This window comes from Pseudomonas sp. JUb42, from assembly GCF_024807945.1.
Classification (GTDB): Bacteria; Pseudomonadota; Gammaproteobacteria; order Pseudomonadales; family Pseudomonadaceae; genus Aquipseudomonas.
Window position 1 is genome coordinate 43,588 of sequence record NZ_JANUFD010000021.1, and the last position, 15,510, is coordinate 59,097.

Annotated in this window: 13 protein-coding genes; 5 read left to right on the plus strand and 8 right to left on the minus strand. The window is 55.5% G+C overall.

Annotation, left to right across the window (positions count from 1 at the left end; genetic code table 11):
* Nucleotides 1-7 precede the first annotated feature (7 nt).
* The 3 genes from M2401_RS31435 to M2401_RS31445 all read left to right on the plus strand — a co-directional run bounded on the left by M2401_RS31435 (nt 8) and on the right by M2401_RS31445 (nt 7,271).
* A complete protein-coding gene (locus M2401_RS31435) occupies nt 8-2,875 on the plus strand; it encodes a glycosyltransferase (RefSeq protein ID WP_259110089.1) in 2,868 nt (955 codons plus the stop codon).
* Nucleotides 2,876-3,031: 156 nt separating this feature from the next.
* On the plus strand, nt 3,032-4,660 hold the full coding sequence (locus M2401_RS31440; RefSeq protein ID WP_259110090.1) for a glycosyltransferase family 4 protein: 1,629 nt from the start codon (nt 3,032-3,034) through the stop codon (nt 4,658-4,660).
* 316 nt (nt 4,661-4,976) lie between these two features.
* The gene (locus M2401_RS31445; protein ID WP_259110093.1) at nt 4,977-7,271 is read left to right on the plus strand and encodes a DUF4214 domain-containing protein; all 2,295 of its coding nucleotides are present in this window, start codon (nt 4,977-4,979) and stop codon (nt 7,269-7,271) included.
* A gap of 134 nt (nt 7,272-7,405) precedes the next feature.
* Here the strand turns inward: M2401_RS31445 and M2401_RS31450 are convergent, their stop codons facing one another.
* Nucleotides 7,406-8,167, minus strand: a complete 762-nt coding sequence (locus M2401_RS31450; RefSeq protein ID WP_259110095.1) for a SapC family protein — start codon at nt 8,165-8,167, stop codon at nt 7,406-7,408.
* 444 nt (nt 8,168-8,611) lie between these two features.
* Here M2401_RS31450 and M2401_RS31455 point away from each other — a divergent pair, with 444 nt between their 5' ends.
* On the plus strand, nt 8,612-8,803 hold the full coding sequence (locus M2401_RS31455) for a hypothetical protein (RefSeq protein ID WP_259110098.1): 192 nt from the start codon (nt 8,612-8,614) through the stop codon (nt 8,801-8,803).
* Here M2401_RS31455 and M2401_RS31460 read toward each other — a convergent pair.
* The 3 genes from M2401_RS31460 to M2401_RS31470 form a co-directional block, all read right to left on the minus strand.
* A complete protein-coding gene (locus M2401_RS31460) occupies nt 8,772-9,074 on the minus strand; it encodes a type II toxin-antitoxin system RelE/ParE family toxin (RefSeq protein WP_310504167.1) in 303 nt (100 codons plus the stop codon). The genes M2401_RS31455 and M2401_RS31460 overlap by 32 nt on opposite strands.
* A 26-nt stretch (nt 9,075-9,100) precedes the next feature.
* Entirely contained in the window at nt 9,101-9,373 is a 273-nt protein-coding gene (locus tag M2401_RS31465) for a CopG family ribbon-helix-helix protein (RefSeq protein ID WP_259110103.1), read from the minus strand.
* Nucleotides 9,374-9,443: 70 nt separating this feature from the next.
* Entirely contained in the window at nt 9,444-9,743 is a 300-nt protein-coding gene (locus tag M2401_RS31470) for a hypothetical protein (protein ID WP_259110105.1), read from the minus strand.
* 799 nt (nt 9,744-10,542) lie between these two features.
* On the opposite strand from M2401_RS31470, the gene M2401_RS31475 reads away from it, so the two are divergent.
* A complete protein-coding gene (locus M2401_RS31475) occupies nt 10,543-11,199 on the plus strand; it encodes an inovirus Gp2 family protein (RefSeq protein WP_259110108.1) in 657 nt (218 codons plus the stop codon).
* A 93-nt stretch (nt 11,200-11,292) separates the two neighbouring features.
* Here the strand turns inward: M2401_RS31475 and radC are convergent, their stop codons facing one another.
* The 4 genes from radC to M2401_RS31495 form a co-directional block, all read right to left on the minus strand.
* Nucleotides 11,293-11,790 carry a RadC family protein gene (gene radC / locus M2401_RS31480; RefSeq protein ID WP_259110111.1) on the minus strand — a complete coding sequence of 166 codons (498 nt, stop codon included), beginning with the start codon at nt 11,788-11,790 and terminating at the stop codon, nt 11,293-11,295.
* 47 nt (nt 11,791-11,837) lie between these two features.
* The gene (locus M2401_RS31485) at nt 11,838-12,755 is read right to left on the minus strand and encodes a hydrolase or metal-binding protein (protein ID WP_259110113.1); all 918 of its coding nucleotides are present in this window, start codon (nt 12,753-12,755) and stop codon (nt 11,838-11,840) included.
* Nucleotides 12,756-12,849: 94 nt separating this feature from the next.
* Entirely contained in the window at nt 12,850-13,854 is a 1,005-nt protein-coding gene (locus M2401_RS31490) for a YqaJ viral recombinase family protein (RefSeq protein WP_259110117.1), read from the minus strand.
* A gap of 81 nt (nt 13,855-13,935) precedes the next feature.
* Nucleotides 13,936-14,904: a DUF932 domain-containing protein gene (locus M2401_RS31495; protein ID WP_259110120.1), complete on the minus strand. Its 969-nt coding sequence runs from the start codon at nt 14,902-14,904 to the stop codon at nt 13,936-13,938.
* Nucleotides 14,905-15,510: the final 606 nt, after the last annotated feature.

Sequence of the window (15,510 nt, forward strand, 5' to 3'; positions counted from 1 at the left end):
CGAGCCCATGCATCTGATTATCTGCAATGAACGCCTGCTGTTCCGCTTTGGCGTGGACCGGGTCTTGCTCCTGCTGGCCCAGGGCCTCAAGGCGGCAGGCTGGCACATCACCTTTGTCGCCCATCGCGCCAACCATGACGTGCTCAGCCGCATCACCGACGACATCCATACTCCGCCGGAGCACAGTGGTCCCTATACCGAGCTCGACGAAGCCACCGCCGAGTGGCTGCGCAATCACCACCAGCTTTTCGCCGGCGCCGGGCACGACCCTGCCGGTACCGTCGCGCTGATTGGCGGCTGGCCGTTTTATGCCTCCATTGCGGTGTTCCGCCAATGGGGCATTCCGACGGTGGCGCTGGACTGCGGCGGCGTGCCGTACGACGACATGACCGGCCCGGCCCGCATCGTTCAGGAACGCCTGCGCGCCCAGCGCCGCGAATACCTGCCCGAAGCCCGCGTGGTCACGCCGATCAGCCATTTCGTCGCGCGCACCCAAAGCCTGCCGGACGCAGGCTACGGCGTAGACATCGAGATGATTCACCTCGGCGCCGATCACCTGGTGGGCGGTGTTGATCAAAGCCTGTGGCAAAACGGCCATCAAGCCGACGTCGCCCAAAACGGTGAAACCCACGAAGGCCCGAGCATCATCAACCTCGGTCGCTGGGAAGTCGGCAACTACAAGAACAGCGAAGGCCTGTACCCGATTGCCCGGCAGATCCTCGCCGTGCACCCGAAAGCGCGCTTCAGCGTGCTGGCCACCGCCGAAGAACTCGACGTACCGGACGACCTCAAGGCGCACATCCTGCCCCTGGGCCACCCGAGCGATGCCGACCTCAATGCCCTGATGGCCAATGCCGACCTCGGCATCAGCGTTTCGCGCTGGGAAGGCTTCAACCTGCCATTGGCGGAAATGCAGCAACTGCGCAGGCCCGTACTGGTGCTGAACATCGGCGCGCACCCGGAAGTCGTCGCCACGCCGCTGCAACTGTGCAGCGACGAAAGCGATATCGCCGCCAAAGCCCTGCAAGTCCTGGCCGGTGAGCTGTTCAGCGGCGCCGAGTGGGAGGCGCACCTGGACACCTTCCAGCAGACCTTCACCTGGCAGCGCACCATCAAGGCCTACGCCGACCTACTCGGCGGCCTCGGTGCCGTGCGTGATCTGCCGGTACCGGCGCTGATCATCGACACCAGCGCCTGCCTGATCGACACCGCCAACACCGGCGTGGCCCGTGTGGTGCGCAGCCTGTCGCGCAAGTTGCAGAACTTCGGCCAGCCGCTGTTCGTGACCTGGGATGAAAGCGTGCAAGCCTACGTGCTGCCCACCGAAGCGGAATATCAGCGCCTGGGCTGCTACGGCGGCCCGATCGGCAACCCGAGCCACTACGTCTTGCCGCGTTCCAGCGACACCCAGCGCCTGACCTTGAAAGGCCTGGGCCGTCGTCTGCGTAACGGCTGGCTGCTGCAAAGCGAAATCGTCTTCGAGCGCCAGGGCCCGGCCCGCCGTGCCGCCGCCCGTGAACTGGGCCTGCAAGTGGCGGCGATCTTCTACGACGCCATCCCCGTGACCCACTCCGAGTGGGTGGCCGACATCAGCATCCGCAATAACCACGCCGCCTACATGAACGGCCTGGCCGAGTGCGACCGCGTGCTGTCGATCTCGCCGGACGCCGGTACTCAGCTGCAAGCCCACTGGGTGCGCGAAGGCATCAGCCCGCATGCCGAAGTCACCACCTGCTGGATTCCCGGTGAACTGACCGGCTCGCCGCGCGCCACCACCCCGGCCGCTGCGCCACAGGTCGGTGAGCCGCTGCGCATTCTGTGCGTCTCGACCCTGGAACCGCGCAAAAACCACAAAACCCTGCTCGCCGCCGTCGCCCGTCTGGCCGCAGACCATCCCGAGCTGGACTGGCAACTGGACATGATCGGCAACCGCTATGCCGGTGCCGACGACATCGTTGAAGCCGTACGCGCTGCCAGTGCGGCCGACCCGCGCATCACCTGGCACGGCGTAGTCAACGACGAGATCCTCAACGACTACTACGCCAAAGCCCATATCAGCGTGTACGCCTCGCTGGTTGAAGGCTACGGCATGCCGATTGTCGAAAGCCTGTGGCACGCCCGCCCGTGCATCTGCCACAACGGCGGCGTCATGGCCGAACTGGCAGCCGAAGGCGGCTGCCGTACCGTCGACATGACCGACCCGGCGGCCCTGGCCGAGATGATTCGGACCCTGGCCGGTGATCGCGCCCAGTATCAACAACTGGCCGAAGAAGCCGTGGTACGGCCGATCCTCACCTGGCGCAGCTACGCCCGCGAACTGCTGCGTCAACTGGCCAGCCACCGCCCGCGTCCACAACTGGCGCCGCTGCCACGGCAATGGCAACACCTGCTGATCGACGCGCAACTGGAAGTTGCCCCGGATATCGGCCAATTGGCTCTGGCCGCACTGTTCGAGCGCCGCCCCGTGGATTGCGCGCTGATCATCGGCAAACAACCGGAATGGCGCACCGCCCTGATCGGCCACCACCTGCCCCAAGCGTGGCAACTGGTGGCGGGGGAGAGCGGCGCCGTCAGCAGCATCGGCCAACTCAGCCGCATCGAAGCGCCGCTGCACGACAGCCTGCCACTGCTGCTCGATGAACTGCGCGACAACGCCATTCGTATCGATTTGATCGTACTGGCCGCCGCCCAGACCACCGACGACGACCTGCTGCACAGCCTAAAAACACGCCTCGACGACCAAAGCGGCGACGGCCTTCTTTTAATAGAAGGAAACGACAGCGCCAAGGTTGCCGAACAACTGGGCCTCGTCACCCAAATCGCCATCGAACTACCCGGCCTGACCGGCTACCGGTACCCGAATGTGACGGAGTAAAGCCCTATAGCACCGCAACACCTGTAGGAGCGAGGCTTGCCCGCGAAGGCGATGGACCTGCCACAAAAGCTCCACCGGCAACCCCGGCTCCAACAGGGCAGTGCTGGCCAGATACCTATTCATGCAACCCAAAATTTTTCACAGGTGCGCTGTTCGATGAAAGTCCTGGTTATCTCCAACTTCTTCCCGCCCCATGTCATCGGCGGCGCGGAAATCATCGCCCATCACCAGGCCCTGGCCCTGGCCGCCCGTGGTCATGACGTCCGCGTGCTGGCCGGCGACAACCGCCATGGCCTGCCCAACTACCCCGTCACCCACGACACCCTCGACGGCCTGCCCATCACCCGCATCGCCCTCACACCCCTGGACTTCGCCGCCACCGGCAACAACGTCGCCCATAAAGAAGTCGAAGACATCTTCCTTAACCTCATCGAAGACTGGCACCCCGACGTCATCCACGCCCACCACATGACCGGCCTGTCCCTGGGCATCCTGCAACTGGCTCGCAGCCGCGGCATCCGCATCGCCCTGACCCTGCACGACCACTGGGGCTTCTGCATCAACAGCACCCGCATCACCACAGCCAACCGCCTGTGCCATGACAGCACCCAATGCCACACCTGCCACAGCCACATCCACGTCAATGAACGCAAAGTCCCGCAGCGCTTGCGCCAGGACTACCTGCGCTGGCAGCTCGACGCCGTTGACCACTTCATCTCCCCCAGCCACTACCTGGCCGACGCCTACATCGCCAACGGTATCCCCGCCGAACGCATGAACGTCATCGCCAACGGCATAGAACTGGAACGCTTCATCAATACCGCGCCGCCCGCGCCCGGCCAGCGCCTGAACATCCTCTTCACCGGCTACATGGGTGGCCACAAAGGCGTGCCGACCCTGCTCGAAGCCATCGCCCTGTTGCCCCACGACAAGGTCCACCTGGACATGGTCGGCGACGGCCACATGCTAGCTAGCTATATAGCTAAGATAGCTAGCATAGCCCCCAACGTCTCCGTCAAATTCTGGGGCCGCCTGCCCAACGCCCGCATTGCGGAGCGCTTCGCCCAGGCCCACGTGTTCGTGCTGCCCTCCGTCTGCCCCGAGAACCAACCCGTCACCATCACCGAAGCCATGGCCTGCGGCCTGCCCGTGGTGGCCTCGCGCATTGGTGGCATTGCTGAACTGGTCGATGAAGGCCACACCGGCTGGCTGGCCGAACCCGGCAACGCCCAGGACCTGGCCGACCGTCTGCGCTTCTATATAGATGCCCCCGAACAGATCGCCGCCCACGGCCAGGCCAGCCGCGAACGCATTCAGGCGTACGCCTTCGGTTTGCAGATCGAGCGCATTGAAAAGCTGCTCAGCACCCCCGGCACCGAGCGTACCGAAGCGCCGCTGCTGATCGCCTGCCACGGCAGCCCGCTGGACGCGACCTTCAGCAGCGTACTCAAGGAACTGGCGCCCATTCCGGCCAACCGCCCGCAACCGGCCAGCCAACCGTGCTGGGTCCCGGTGGAATGGATCACTCCTGAAACGGCCGACCTGTTGTGGCTGTCCGGCCAGACAACAGCCGACCCTGACATGGGCCTGCAACACATCGAGGCGTATCGTGCTTTGGGTAAGCCGGTGTTGTTAGATGAGCGCAACATCGCGGTGGCACGACGCACCGACGCGGTCCTGCGCGTTAGAGGGGCAGAGCAGGTGGCCTTAGGCCTTAAGCTTCTAACGGATCATGCTAAAGCTATGCCAGAAGCTTCTAACGAACCCGAGAAAAACCCCGCGTAACCCCCTATTTTCCCTAAAAATTTCTCTTTACATTCTGTTTCATTTCCTGCCTATTAGACGCCGATCAATGCCAATCTGACATTATCGGTGTCGGTAGGTGGAATTTATGCTGTAGGAATTTTCCATAGCTTTTGGCTATGCGGGAAAATTTCCTACGCTTTCATGCATTTTTTCCTACCGTAACGGCTGAGATACACCGCGACCTATGCTAGAGTGCCGCACAAGGCTGCACGGACGTGTTGGGCAGCTGGTGAACGAGACAAAGATTGTCCGTTTATGTGTCAGCTTCTTTTTATAATGAAACCTGGAGTAAACAATGGCTGCTTCCACCTACCTCGCTCAAGTACAACAACTGTACATCGCTTATTTCGGCCGCCCAGCTGACCCAATCGGTCAAGCCTACTGGGCTGGCGTTATCGATGCAGCCAACGGCAGCATCGCAGCAGTACAAGCTGGTTTCGCTGCTTCCACCGAATCCCAAGCTCTGTACGGCAACAAATCCACCATCGACAAAGTCACAGCTATCTATCAGAACGTGTTCAACCGCGCTCCTGACGCTGTTGGCCTGACCTACTGGGTCAACCAAATCGAATCCGGCAAAGTCACTCAAGCGCAAGCTTCGTGGACTATCCAGCAGAACGCTGGCGCTGGCGACGCTGCCACCGTTCAGAACAAACTGACCGCTGCTCAAGCGTTCACTGCTAACGTTGACACCGCTGCTGAAATCGCTGGCTACCAGGGCACCAACGCAGCCGCTTCGGCTCGCGCTTTCCTGGCTACCGTGACTTCTGACAACGCTACCGCTACTGCTGCTGTAGCTGCTGCTCAAACAGCTGTAACTGCTGCTGCTGTTGGTGTTTCGGGTACTACTTACACCCTGACTACCAACCTGGACAACCTGACTGGCACCAACTCCAATGACACTTTCATTGGTGATGTTGCTAGCACTTCCGGCGCTGACCAAATCAACGGCGGCGACGGCATTGACACTTTCAACCTGTTCGGCGGCGGCGCAGCTCCAGTTCTGCCAACTCTGAAAAACGTTGAGCGTCTGGTTCTGACCAACCAAACCGCAGCTTTGACTGGCCTGGACACCACTGCTATCGCCGGTTTGACCGACGTAGTTCTGGTTCAGAACGCAACCACAGCTGGTAGCACCTTTAACGTAGCTAGCGCAACTACCGTGACTTTCAGCGGCGCTACTACTGTTGCTGCTGCACAAACTGTTGTTGAGACTGCCGCTGCTACCGTTGCTAACGTTGGCGTGACTAACGGTGCAAACCTCGATGCTCTGACTCTCACCGGCGCTGCTGTTAAGACCGTGAACGTTGCATCCAACGGCACTGCTGCTAACAGCATCGCTTCCATCGGTGGTACTGCAACCGGTCAAGCTGCGTCGACTCTGAATATCTCTGGTACTCAGAAGCTGACCATCACTGGCTCGCTGCCTACTACGTTCACCACTGTGAACGCATCGGCTAACACTGGCGGCGTAACTGCTACCTTCGGTACTGCCGATATCACTGCTACTGGTGGTGCTGGTGCTGACAAGTTCATCTTCGGTACAACTCTGACTACCGCTGATAAAGTTGATGGTGGTGCTGGCATCGATACCATCAGCGTTGATGGTGCTCTGGCCGCAGCTTCCCTCGCTGGCCTGAACGCTGTTAAGAACTTCGAAGTTGTAGAGCTGACTGGTGCTACTTCCAGCTTGACTCTGGGTTCTGCTACTGGCCAACTGTCGAACACCACTATTAACAAGGTGCTGTTCAACACTACCGGTGCTGACACTGTTACTGCTGCAGATACCGCTCACACCTACGCATTCGGTACTTCTAACGCTGGTGCAGCTACTCTGAACCTGGCTGGTAGCGTTACTACTGTTAACGTTAGCCTGGAAGGCGGTGCAACTGCTGGTGTTGTCGGTACTCTGACCATCGCTCCACTGCCTGCTGACCTGACAGCTACTCCTACTCTGGTCAACACCATCAACGTTGTATCGTCGGGCACTACCGCTGGCGTTGCTAACACTGTTGGCGCTTTCACCGCCCAAGCTGGTTCGACCTTCAAAGTCACTGGTTCGCAAGACCTGACTGTTTCGGCTCTGACCAACAAAGCTACTGTTGATGCTTCGGCTTTCACTGGCAAACTGGTAATCACCGGCTCCGCTGGCGCTGACACAATCCTGCTGGGTTCTGGTGCTGATACTGTTAACATTGGCAGCGTTGTTACTGCTGGTCCGGTAACTACTTCCGGTTCCACTTACACCGCTACTGACACCATCACCAACTTCGCAAAAGCAGACACCCTGGTTCTGAGCACTACCAGCCTGGCCCCTGTCACCACTAACCTGGTTACTGCCGCGAACAACCTGGTTAAATTCGACGCTGCCACTTCGGTATCGTTCGAACAAGCTCTGGTTTCGGCTGAAGCTTCGATCACTGGCGCTGCTACTGCTGCTTGGTTCAACTACAGCGGCAACACCTATGTAGTGGCTAACACTGACACTGCTAACAGCGTTACTGCTACTGGTTCTACCGACCTGGTCGTTAAAATCACTGGCGTACAGACTCTGACTGGCGATGCTACCGGCATCCACGGTCAAGTCTAACTACCAAACTCCCTTACGGGTGTAATCCTCTCACTTCGGTGAGAGGACGGTAGCAAAAAAACCACTGGCCGATAGGCCAGTGGTTTTTTATTGGTGCTTGTAAAACTTTACTGAGCGTCTATGTGGTTAGGGTGTTAGTTCAACCCTGAAAAATTGAACGTCTCGTTGCTAAAAGATGGCTTAATTTTGCTAGCTTCTGCTTGTATTTTTCTACGCAAAAGCTCCAACAAAACTTCGATATTTTTCATAGAAAGAAGTTGAGCGTATGCCAAGGGTAGGGCGTGAGTTTCACGAAGTTTCAGAAAACTTTCATCAGACAGCTCTCCCAGCGCTTCTTCATTAATCCGATATAAACCATTAACAGTCAGCTCATCATTTCCATCGTGGAGCTTAAGAGGCCATGGAGAAATTAGATTGAAATCAGATAGAACAGTGCAAATGTTCTCTGTAAGCATTCGGAATGAATTGAATTTCTTCAGCAACTCGAAAATATTGATGATGTTGTCTGAAACCTCACCGTCGTCACTGAAAAATTCCTCGCCATTATTCGTATCGCTTATGCATTTTTCATCAATACACAATACCGTCTGTTCATCTTGACCTTGAATAGGAACCAGCTCAAATGGACTGCTTCGGTAGATAACAGGCATATACGTTGATTGCCATGCGTTATTTTCATCGACAAACAGATTTTCACCTGGTCTGAGGCCCATTACTACTGCGAGAGTAAAGCGATCATTTTGCCGAATAAACGCTATGGGCATAGATTGCAAAGCATCAGAGATTTCATTCACGAACAACGGAGTAGCGGTATCACCTCTGGCGAAACTCAAAGAGGAGTGGCGTAGCCAGCGTTTTTTACCGTGCGACTCGAGGCTGATAGGGACGTAAGCCATCTAATTACTCCTGCTGAAAACCATCGCCTGGGGCGACTTCAAAATTCGCGGCTGGTCCTTGAGAACAGAACCAGTGGGTGTCTTTTCCTACACCATCCAAGACTTCTAGTCTGACGAACTCTAAGCCCTAGGTCGATGTGTAAACGTTATAAAGTAGGCATGGCCCTTGCGCACTACTCCCCATCACTCCTATAGTTCGCAGTCGCTGCCAATTCAGCGACCGGGCTTGGCCGCTCGAAACGATCACATAGGCGCAGTTGCGCTCATGGCTTCATTGCAGGCGCTTTTTTTTGTGCCCGCGATATTGCTTCATGGCGACTGTACAAGGGACACCTCCGGGTGTGCCGGGTTGCCTGTGTTCCGGTCGGCCAACCCTTGTGCAGTTGCCACCCAATCCGCTTGGCCGCGGGCGGTGGTGATTCCTAACCAACACAGGAGTTACCCATGATCCAAGAGCATACCCCCCGCTACATCCCCCTATGCCCCAACGGCAACCCCACCCCGATCCTCTACATCGACGCCAACGCGCCTCTGGACGAATTACAGGCCTTTGCCGAGCAGTGGGTACGTTCCGTCGCCCAAGTGCTGGAAAGCCTGTGGCTGGTCAGCGGCGAATCTCTGGGAGGCCGCGACTAGGCCTATATCGCGCATCTGGCGGCGCAGGTGTTGGAAGAAGTGTGCGAGGTGATGGCCTTGATGCAACAGCGTCTGGCTCATGACGGTACAGCGCCACATAGCCGGAATCGCCGAAGGCGATCATTAACTCACGCAGCTCTGGTAAATCAGCAAACGGTCGACCGATATCCGGGCTTGTTTCCAACTGCCGGAATTGTCGCATGATGGCCTGACCCGCACGCTTGGCGGCCTCTGGGGCTTTTTCGGCGAGAAATTGCTGACACCGTTTCAGTCCTTGTGCTGCACTCGGTGTGATGATTACTCGTGGCAATCAGGCATCGCTCTTTCATCATCGGTGCCTCGGGTATCGAGCCAGGCGCGTACTTCCTCACCCGTCAGGTGCTGACCGTCTTCCTTGAAGGCCGCCCAGGATGCCAGTGCTTCCTGTTTGAGGTTTTCACGGGCTTCCTCGCGCTCGACATATTGCTGAATGGCTTCGAGCATAATCCAGTGAGGCGAGCGGCGGCGCTGGCTAGCGAGGTTCTGGACGCGACCTTTTAGCATGTCGTCGATCTTGAGAGACGTTGCCATGGTTGGCCTCCTGTCACGTAGTAATACTGGGTAGTACCTCGTGATACTTTAATCCTTCCAGTGATGCTCATCAAACGTGTGTTTCCTGAATGGCCTGTGGGCTTTGCTGCGGCTCCGCGTCCAGCTCAATAAGGTCAGGCGGGTAAATGTTGGCCATGCCAGTGAGGGGCGGCGATTGCAGGGCGCCGTTGCCCAGGTCGTCCTGGTCTTCTGACGACACCAACACCCGTGCATTGAAACGCGCAAAGCGCAGGTTGTCGCGAGCGTCGGCCCAGGCGACCCGGCAGTTGATGACATAGGCGAGCACGCCGCCGTATTCGCTGCCCAGTCTGATGGTTTGATTCCATGCCTGTTCGGTCAGTACGGCCAAGGCGCTTTTGGTGGTGGCGACAGAAGTTTCATCAGGCCGGCGAGGGTGCCCCACTATAGCGGCGGGAAGCTATTTGGCGTAGCCCAGCCACGGATTTACGATCTCTTTAGCTGCAAGATCGCGTTGTCCAGTTGACCAATATGCTTACTACTGGCGGGCCCATGTGGAGTTGCAGATCGGTCAAACCGCTTAAGCGCCGGCCCTGTTGTAGCTTGTATATAAGCCAATACCTTGCAGGCCTTTTCCGAGCATTGTCGATCAAGTGCTCAATGCCTGGCCAAGGCCTAGGCTCGTGAAAGTCGCGACTTGGCTCGCGTTGCGCAGATTTCGGTGTTGGTGCTGGAGGAGGGCTGTGAGGTGACGGCAGTGATGCAGCAGCAATGGAACAACGGATGACCAACTAAATATTTGTATGCCCACCTAGGACCACATATGGGGCGAACCTTTTGGTAGTCGCGTGACTTTTACAACAATGACTAATAAATAGCTAACATAAGTGTTTTGTTAAATTCTCAAGACTTCAAAGGCATCTGATTTTTATGATGATAATTCTCCAGAGGACTATTCCGTTTTTTTTAATGTGTTGGTCGCGTGTTTACAGAGCAGTACGTGTAGATAATAAAAAAATCATCCTCGGTATTGGTAGTATGCTTTATAGAGGTGCTCTATAGGAAGCAGGATGCGAGATGCAAGGTAAGGATGACTAGTCACAGATCGGTTGCTAGAAGGCAGCACTAGATCATCGGTGAAAAATTACTACTCAGGCCTAGTTTATGAACCTAAGCCTGGAGTACTCCTGATGTCACGTCACCTGAATAATACTAATTTGATCCTGCATAGTGAAAGTACTTTCTATAGCTGGTCTATTCAAGAGGATAAGGGGCCATTCATCTGTCAATACCTGCATCGTCTAATGGAGACGATGCAGTATGCGGTAGCTCAATACCCGCGGGTGTTTGCCTTCCGGGTAGACCTCCGCCTACCTAGTGGAGTCCAGCTACCCGAAGATGCACTCACGAACAAGGTCATTGAGCGATTTATTGAATCGTTCAAGGCTAAAATTAAACATAACCGCAACATGGCTGAACAATCGAATCCGTATGCTCATGACAGCAAGGTCCGATACGTCTGGGCACGGGAGTACGGGCAGCATGGAACACCGCATTACCATCTAGCAATCTTACTAAATGGTGATGCTTTCTGTGCCTTGGGTAAGTTCGAGCCCGACAGGAAAAACATGTTCAACCGGCTGGTGGAGTCATGGAACAGCGCCTTAGGTAAACCTGTAGGGGACGTTTCAGGTAGCGTAGAAATTCCGGCTAATCCTTATTATCACTTACGTAGGGATGATTGGAATAGTCAGGCAGAATTCTTCTACCGGACCAGCTATCTTTGTAAGTCAGCTAGCAAATACTTTGGAGACGGTGCTCATGGCTTTGGCTGTAGTCGAAGCTGAATACAACCGTAGACCTACAAAAAATAAATTAAGGTCTATCGATAGACCGCCCTGACATTGGCCAGGGCGATCTATTGGTGTGTAATAATAAAGTTAAAGGTAACCTCGTTCAGCCAACGATACGCAGCCTTCAGAGCCCACTACTACATGATCCAGAACCCGTGTACCGACCATATCCAGAACGCTCCTGAGGGTCGAGGTAAGTATGCAATCAGGTTGACTGGGTTCTGGATCGCCGGAAGGGTGATTGTGAACGATAATTACAGCTGCTGCGTTGTGCGTTAGAACAATCTTGACCACTTCCCTTGGGTACACGTTTACCTCGTTAAGAGTACCCCTGAAAAGCTCCCTGTAGCCGATGATTCGATGTTTGGTATCAAGTAGCAGTAGCGCAAATATTTCATGCTCCTCGTGCTGCAAGAGCGTTTGCAGGTGACAGAAAACCTGTTTAGGGTCAGTTAACATCCGACCTTTGGATAAACGGCTTATGGCCAGTTGTTGAGCCATACGCAGAATGTCCGCTTCAGTGACTGGGGATTCCACGACATAAGTGCCAGTCGTCTGACCGGCGATGAGCTTGTGATATTTCAAGGGGGTATTCCTGTACGGGACACGAATGTGGGTGAGTAATGTCATTACTAAGCATTAGGCTTGTCGTTGTACAGGGCGGCTTGCGACTCCAGCTTTTGAGCCAATGAGGGTTTAGCATGCACTTCGAGTTGGGCTTGAAGATCGATTGCGCTGGGTTGATCTTCATGAACCGGGAATAACGCTTCGACGATGGCTGTGGTGTCGTCCTCGCTCTCTTCAAAAGCACCATTGCTAAAGCCTTGTCGAGCCGCGTGATCCAAAGCGGACTGATCAAAGCCTATAGACTGGCGAATTGATTCCAGCTCTTTGGCTTCCAGTAGGGCGGCTTCAAGGGACATCCCACTGCGCACCGTGATATCGACGTAGAAAATCGGTGAGCTATGACTTTGACGGGAAGATTTCCCTCGCAAGCGTAGGTCCAGCGGTAGATAGGCCAGACGATTGCCTGATATTGCGTTGAAGTACTGCAGGCGTGCTGTCAGCGTGCGGATGCTATTGAATCCGGTCGTACGAAAGACGAAGCTGCCCAGCGGATCGTCGTCGCCGATGGTTACGTTCAGACGCCCATATGGCTTGCAGGCATTGCCTTGAGCAAGTGAGCAACCATCAGGAGAGGGACACGCAAACGATTGGACCCCATCCCTGGTTAAACGCTTGCAGGTCTCACCATTGCCGACGCAGAGAGGGCGGCCGGTTATTCGATCAAACAGGCTGTAGTCAGCTCGAAAGTTGAGATCAGGCTCATTGAAAAGCAGCCGGATAGGGATGTGGCGCAATTTGCCGCCTTGGCCATTGCGTAGTACGTCGTTAAGGGGATGTAGTACCCAACCGTCACGGCTCTGTACTTGAGAGGTCAGGGTGAATTCATCATCCTTTTGAGGCAGTCGCCTGCCGTTCTTTTCTATGATTTTGCCGATGGAAATTCGGCCCAGGATCGGCGGTTTGATCGCTAAACCTTTGAGCATGTGAAGTTCTCCCTAGATCTAAAGCATAAGGACGCCACGATCGCGCACGAGCGGCTTCAAGTGACGAACGCTGAGGGGTTGGTGATATGAGCGCTCAGGCGAGTAGAAAGCGCCGGGTGCCGGTTTTGGTCGTCGAATAATGGCCTTGCAAATATGGCTTTTCTTTAAGAAGACGGGGGATATCCAGAACAACACTGTCTTTGGCTTTCCTCCATGTGATGCTACCGGTGGGGAAGTTCGCGCGACTGGCATCGCCCATGGCCTGTTGTAACGATTGCTTGAGGTGAGCTTCCTGCTTTTCCTGCAAAGCAATCGATTCACGCACGTTCTGCCATTTGGAAAAGAGCGTGCAGAGCAACGTATCCTGGTTAAAATCCACGGTTTGCCCATTGTCCTGCGGATACAGGCATCGCAAAGCCTGGTCCGCTGAGACAGAGCCGTCTGCCGGCGGTGGGGTATCAGTTACGACGTAATCCCAGAACAGCCGTTCCAGCTCAATTAATTGAGCAATCATTGAATCGTCACGTTCGATTCGATGTATTTCTAGATGTTGTCCGCCGAGTAGGACGGCCACATCCGCCGCCTGCTTCCCGGTGACGGCAAGCTGGTGCATCACCTGCAGCTGTACATATTCGGGCACTCCCTCCTTCCAGAGCGATGCTCCGTTGATGCCAGCGGTTTTGCATTCGAGAATCTGTACTTCTTCTGCGCCGATCACCTCACGGTCGATATTGGCCAGCATCCAGGTAAGCGTGGGATCCGGATGTTGTAGCACTGCATTTATTCGTCGAACCCGGTGACCGCTGCGCTTTGTGTAATGCGCTGCCACGATAGGCTCCAGCACGTTACCCCAGTAAGCCGGGCTTTCCTCATCCTGGGCATCGAGCTTAGGCAAGGAAGCATCACGTCCTGTTTTCTCCAGCCAAAGTTCTAGCTGAGATTTGTAAGGGTTAAGGCCAACCGCCGCGGCCGCATCCGAACTACCGATACCTTGCTTGCGCACGGCTAACCAGTCCTCGCGGGGCAAGTCGTTAGTACCCACCAAGCGCAAGGCTGGGTGAGGTTTGGTTCTGGGGGTTCGCAACTTTTGAATGGCCATGATGTTTTTCCTGAGCGGCATAAAAAAGCCCGGCTAGCGGATGCTAACCAGGCGCTTTAACAGCTGAGTAAGTGCGGCCAGCTAGGCAGCAAGTTGTAACGCGGCCTGTAAGGCGCGTTGTTTGACGACAGCACCCTGGCCGAACCATGCCGAGTCCATGCGGTTTTCAGTACTTCGCGCGCGCCGCTCGTGATCGACGTACTCGGTCACCGCGTTGACCAGGCCCCAGGCAGTGCCCTGGGCCGACTCCAGTGTGGCGCCGCGACCATGGCCTTCATACAGGCTTTGCACCTTACGCAGAGCTCGCTCATTCGGCAGGACATTTGCCTGCTCACTAATGGAGGGAGCGTTACACAGCACGTTCATGAAAAAGCTCGTGGCTTCATGACCTTTTATCTTGCGCTCAGCCAGTGTTCGCATTCGGTACATGAAGTCGTCCCAGTGGGAAACAGCGATGCCCAGTCGCTTCTTTACAGCCTGGGGATCGAAGCGGGTGCTATGTGGCACCTTAATCGCTCGTGTAGTGCCATCCAATGCGATGGTTAATGTGTTGTTGCATACTACTCGAACAGTAGTAGGGGTGGCAGTGGTGGCCAGGGTGCCGTCACAGGAAGTGGCGAGCAGGAGATAGCCGTTCACCTGGTCATTTCCTCTTAACGCTGTACCTTGCCCAGTACGTGCCAAGGCCCAGAACTTGCGCCCACCCTTGAGCACACCGGCGGTTTCCAACTCATAGCCGGAAACCTCAGTTAGATCTCGGTAGAACTCCAGAACCTCGCGAGGTTGAACAACTCGGTAGCGGCTGGAAACCACTGACAATGGGGCCTGAGTGTCGGAACGATATAGCACCTTCTGTTCAGGGAATGTGTGAATTGAGCCCAGATCATCGAAGCTCTCGGATTTAAAATGCACTGGACTGTCCTGGATCTCCCAGTCCATACCCGCTTCGTTCTGCCAGACTTCAAGAGGTTGTTTGGGAGAGAGTCGACTGCCTAGGCCATGCCAAGGGGTAGTGCCAACATAGGCCATTTGTTCAATGAGATGAGCCATGGAAGTGATTCCTTAGGAATGAGTTTAAAAGGGCATCGTTGTTTTAGTAAAAATATGGTGTGCTCGGAGCTACTTGTTGGTTGGGCCGACGATAAGCTTCAAATGTGCTTGGATATTTATTTGCCGAGCACACGGTGTTATACCGGCGATTACCGGATCGTCTGTTTGCCGGTGAGATAATTACCGCGCTAGTATTGAGCCAGATAGGAACTGGCATCACTAGCTCCACTGGCTTTGTAAGCAACCAAACTACTTGTTTCGTATGGCGATTCTTTTGCCAAATGCCTTCAGGGCTGGTGCTTGCTCGAGGCGCACAGCTCTCAGGCGAGGGGGCCTGTTAGCGCCGATAGCGGTGGGGGAGGCATCGTGGTGATATAGATCTGAGATTCTATCGAATGCGTTTTCAAGCGAAAGACCTGCCGAACGAGCGGTAGGGATTCAGCTTGATTACAGTTATCAGGGTAGACATTCCTAAAGAGAATCTGCTATTTCTGATATTAGTAGCAGAAATAGCAGATGTCATGACGAAATTTTGGATTTTTATGAAGTAATGATTCTCAATACTTCAGGTGGTACAAAATCGGCAAGCAGCGTCCGGTGCCTACG